This window comes from Streptomyces solincola, from assembly GCF_002982015.1.
Lineage (GTDB): Bacteria > Actinomycetota > Actinomycetes > Streptomycetales > Streptomycetaceae > Streptomyces > Streptomyces solincola.
Genome location: NZ_PVLV01000344.1, coordinates 1 through 2,724 on the forward strand (window position 1 = coordinate 1; position 2,724 = coordinate 2,724).

4 protein-coding genes are annotated in these 2,724 nt (G+C 76.9%); 2 read left to right on the plus strand and 2 right to left on the minus strand.

The genetic code is table 11. The annotated features are described in order from the left end of the window. Positions 1-87 precede the first annotated feature (87 nt). Positions 88-945 carry a GntR family transcriptional regulator gene (locus C6N75_RS21090; RefSeq protein WP_105870477.1) on the plus strand — a complete coding sequence of 286 codons (858 nt, stop codon included), beginning with the start codon at positions 88-90 and terminating at the stop codon, positions 943-945. A 55-nt stretch (positions 946-1,000) separates the two neighbouring features. Then, entirely contained in the window at positions 1,001-1,633 is a 633-nt protein-coding gene (locus tag C6N75_RS21095; RefSeq protein WP_105870478.1) for a TetR/AcrR family transcriptional regulator, read from the plus strand. A gap of 17 nt (positions 1,634-1,650) precedes the next feature. On the opposite strand, the gene C6N75_RS21100 is transcribed toward C6N75_RS21095, so the two are convergent. Together C6N75_RS21100 and C6N75_RS21105 are read right to left on the minus strand one after the other, a co-directional pair. Beyond that, complete coding sequence (locus C6N75_RS21100) at positions 1,651-2,061, minus strand: ATP-binding protein (RefSeq protein ID WP_105870479.1); 411 nt, start codon at positions 2,059-2,061, stop codon at positions 1,651-1,653. Positions 2,062-2,144: 83 nt separating this feature from the next. Further along, complete coding sequence (locus C6N75_RS21105; RefSeq protein WP_105870480.1) at positions 2,145-2,525, minus strand: STAS domain-containing protein; 381 nt, start codon at positions 2,523-2,525, stop codon at positions 2,145-2,147. Between the last annotated feature and the right edge of the window lie 199 nt (positions 2,526-2,724).

The following is a 2,724-nucleotide window of genomic DNA, read 5'->3' on the forward strand; positions in this document are numbered from 1 at the left end:
CCCGCTCGCGCTTCAGGACCCCGTCGGGTGCGCCGTGCCCGCCCATCGAACCTCACCTCCGGCCAACTGGTAAAGCCTGTACGGCGCATGGTAACCCGGTGGGGCGGGCACGGCGCACCCGACGGGGTCCTGAAGCGCGAGCGGGTGCGGGACTGGCTGCTCGGCCTGGTGGAGACGCTCCAGCCGGGTGACGCGATCCCAGCCGAGCGGGCGCTCTGTGCCGAACTGGGCGTCTCCCGGCCGACGTTGCGCGCGGCGGTGGACGGCCTGGTCGGCACCGGGCTGCTGGTGCGCGAGCAGGGTCGGGGGACGTATGTGGCCCGAGCGAAGATCACCCAGCAGCTGGGCGGGGCGGACGGCACCATGGCGGTGCCCCGGGCGGGCGGCGCCTGGTCCAGCCGGCTGCTGGAGCTGACCACGATCACCGCCGGGGCGCGGCTGGGGCGCCGGCTGCGCCTCTCCCCCGCCGCGGCCCTGCTGTACGCGGCCCGGATGCGGCTGGTGGACGGCGAGCCGATGGCCATCGAGCACCTGCACATCCCGGCGGCGGTGGTGCCCTCGCTGACCCCGGCCGAGCTGGAGTCCGGCGACCTCTACGACCACTTGCGCGAGCACCACGGCGTACGGGTGCGCAGTGCCGTGCAGTCCATCGAGCCGACCGTGGTCAACGAGGCGGAGGCGGAGGTGCTGGGCGTGCCGGAGCTGTCCCCCGCGCTGCTGATCGAGCGGCTGACCACGGACGACGGGGGCCGCCCGGTGGAGTACGTGCGCTCGGTCTACCGCGGTGACCGCTACCGCATCGTCTCCCATCTCGCCCTCGACCCGGGCGCGCCCCGCACCCCGGCCCACGGCGCCGCCCATCACCCGGGCATCCCGCCGGGCGACGCGGTGCACCGCAGCGTGGTCACCACCTCCACGACCGGCGACATCCAGAGCGGGGGGTGAGCGGCCGGCCGGCCCCGCCTTGCTTGTTGGTCGGCCTCTCAATAGCATCCGGTCCATGCCGTCAAGCGTCCAGCGGACCAGGGTCCGCAAGCAGCCCGCCGAGCGGCGGGCGGAGATCGTCGCCGCCTCCGCCGCCATCGCGCTGGCCGACGGGCTGGAGTGCGTCACCCTGCGCCGGGTCGCCGAGGCGCTCGGCGTGCGCCCCGGACTGATCAGCCACTACTTCCCGGCAGCCGAGGACCTGGTCGCGGAGGCGTTCGGCAGCGCGGCGAGCGCGGAGCTGGAGGTGCTGCTGTCCGCCGACCGGGCCGGCGCCTCGCCGCGCCAGCACCTCGCCGCCTTCCTGGCGCGGACATGCGGCCCGGCGTACGACGACGTCACCCGGCTCTGGATCAACGCCCGCCACCTCGCCCGCTACCGTCCCGCGCTGCGCCACCGGGTGCTCGTCCAGGAGGGCGCCTGGCGCGGGCGGCTGACCGCGCTGGTCGAGGACGGCGTGGCGTGCGGGGAGTTCCGGGCCGCGGAGCCGGTGGTGGCGGCCGTCCACATCCTCGTGGTGCTCGACGGCCTGGGCGCGAGCGGCGGGCGCGACACAGCCGACCTGCCGGAGGCGGTGGGCCGGATGGCGGTGACCACCGCCGAGCAGGCCCTCGGACTGCCGTACGGCGCCCTCGACCCGCCCGCCTGACGGGGCCCCGGGGGCGCTCAGTCGGCGTCGGGCGGGGCGGGGGCGTCTCCCAGCGCCACGACCGCCGTGATGGTCTTCCCCGGGCCGGCGGGCTCGACGCCGACCTCCCGGCTCAGCCGCTGCACCAGGGGCCAGCCGAAGCCGCCGGGGGTGGTGACGGATCCGCCCCCGCTGCGCGGCGGGTGCGGGGAGGTGTCGGTGACGCTGACGACGACGGCGTCCCCGGTGAGCGCGGCGTCGAAGGCGGTGAGCCCGCCGCCGTGCCGCAGCGCGTTGGTGACCAGCTCCGAGGTGACCAGCAGGACGTCGTTGACCACCGCGGACGGCAGGTCGGCGGCCGAGGCCGCCAGCAGCCCGCGTACGCGGTCGCGGGCGGCGGCCGCGTTGGCGGGGGTCTCGCGGTCGGTGGCCGTCCGTTCGGTCGTCATGCGTCCCTCCTGCGCGGTCGTCGCGGCCGCTCTCGCTCCCTGTCCGGCTGCCCGCCCGCGCCCCGGGTACGCCGTGTCGGCCGTCACCGGACCGGGTGACCGTCGCTGCGCGCCCGGCGGACGGCCGTGAGGGCGTCGCCCAGGGTGGGGGCGACGGTGAAGACGCGGGCGGTGTCGGTCATCTCCAGCAGGCGCAGGACCAGGGGGTCCGGCGCGGCCAGCACCAGGGGGACACCGGCCTCGCGGTGGCGCAGCCGGGCGTCGATGAGCACGTGCAGGAAGGAGGAGTCGGCGAAGGTGACCCGCGACAGCTCCAGCACCACGCCGAGCGCCTCGCCGGCCCGGTGCACGGCCAGGGCGTCGCCCAGGGTCTCGGCCTCGTCGGGGTCGAACTCGCCGCCGGCCCGCACCACCCGGACGCCCTCGACCACCGTGGCGGTCACTTCCGGTTCGTCGTCGCTCATCGTGGCATTGTCGCAGCCTCCCGGCGTGCCGCGAAGGGCGGCCCGGCGCACCGCCGCCGGGCCGGCCGCGGGCGCGGGTCAGCCGGGGTGGGCGGGCGGCGGGGAGCCGGCCGCGCTCTGCGGAGGCGGCTCCTCGCGGCCCGGGCGGTCGGCCTCCGCCGGCTCGGCCTGGGCGAAGTGGTCGAGCGTGCCGGTCAGT

Bases quoted from the DNA above. Each gene is read 5' to 3' on its own strand.
- C6N75_RS21090 (WP_105870477.1), top strand. From the start codon at position 88: ATGGTAACCCGGTGGGGCGGGCACGGCGCACCCGACGGGGTCCTGAAG.
- C6N75_RS21095 (WP_105870478.1), top strand. From the start codon at position 1,001: ATGCCGTCAAGCGTCCAGCGGACCAGGGTCCGCAAGCAGCCCGCCGAG.
- C6N75_RS21100 (WP_105870479.1), bottom strand. From the start codon at position 2,061: ATGACGACCGAACGGACGGCCACCGACCGCGAGACCCCCGCCAACGCG.
- C6N75_RS21105 (WP_105870480.1), bottom strand. From the start codon at position 2,525: ATGAGCGACGACGAACCGGAAGTGACCGCCACGGTGGTCGAGGGCGTC.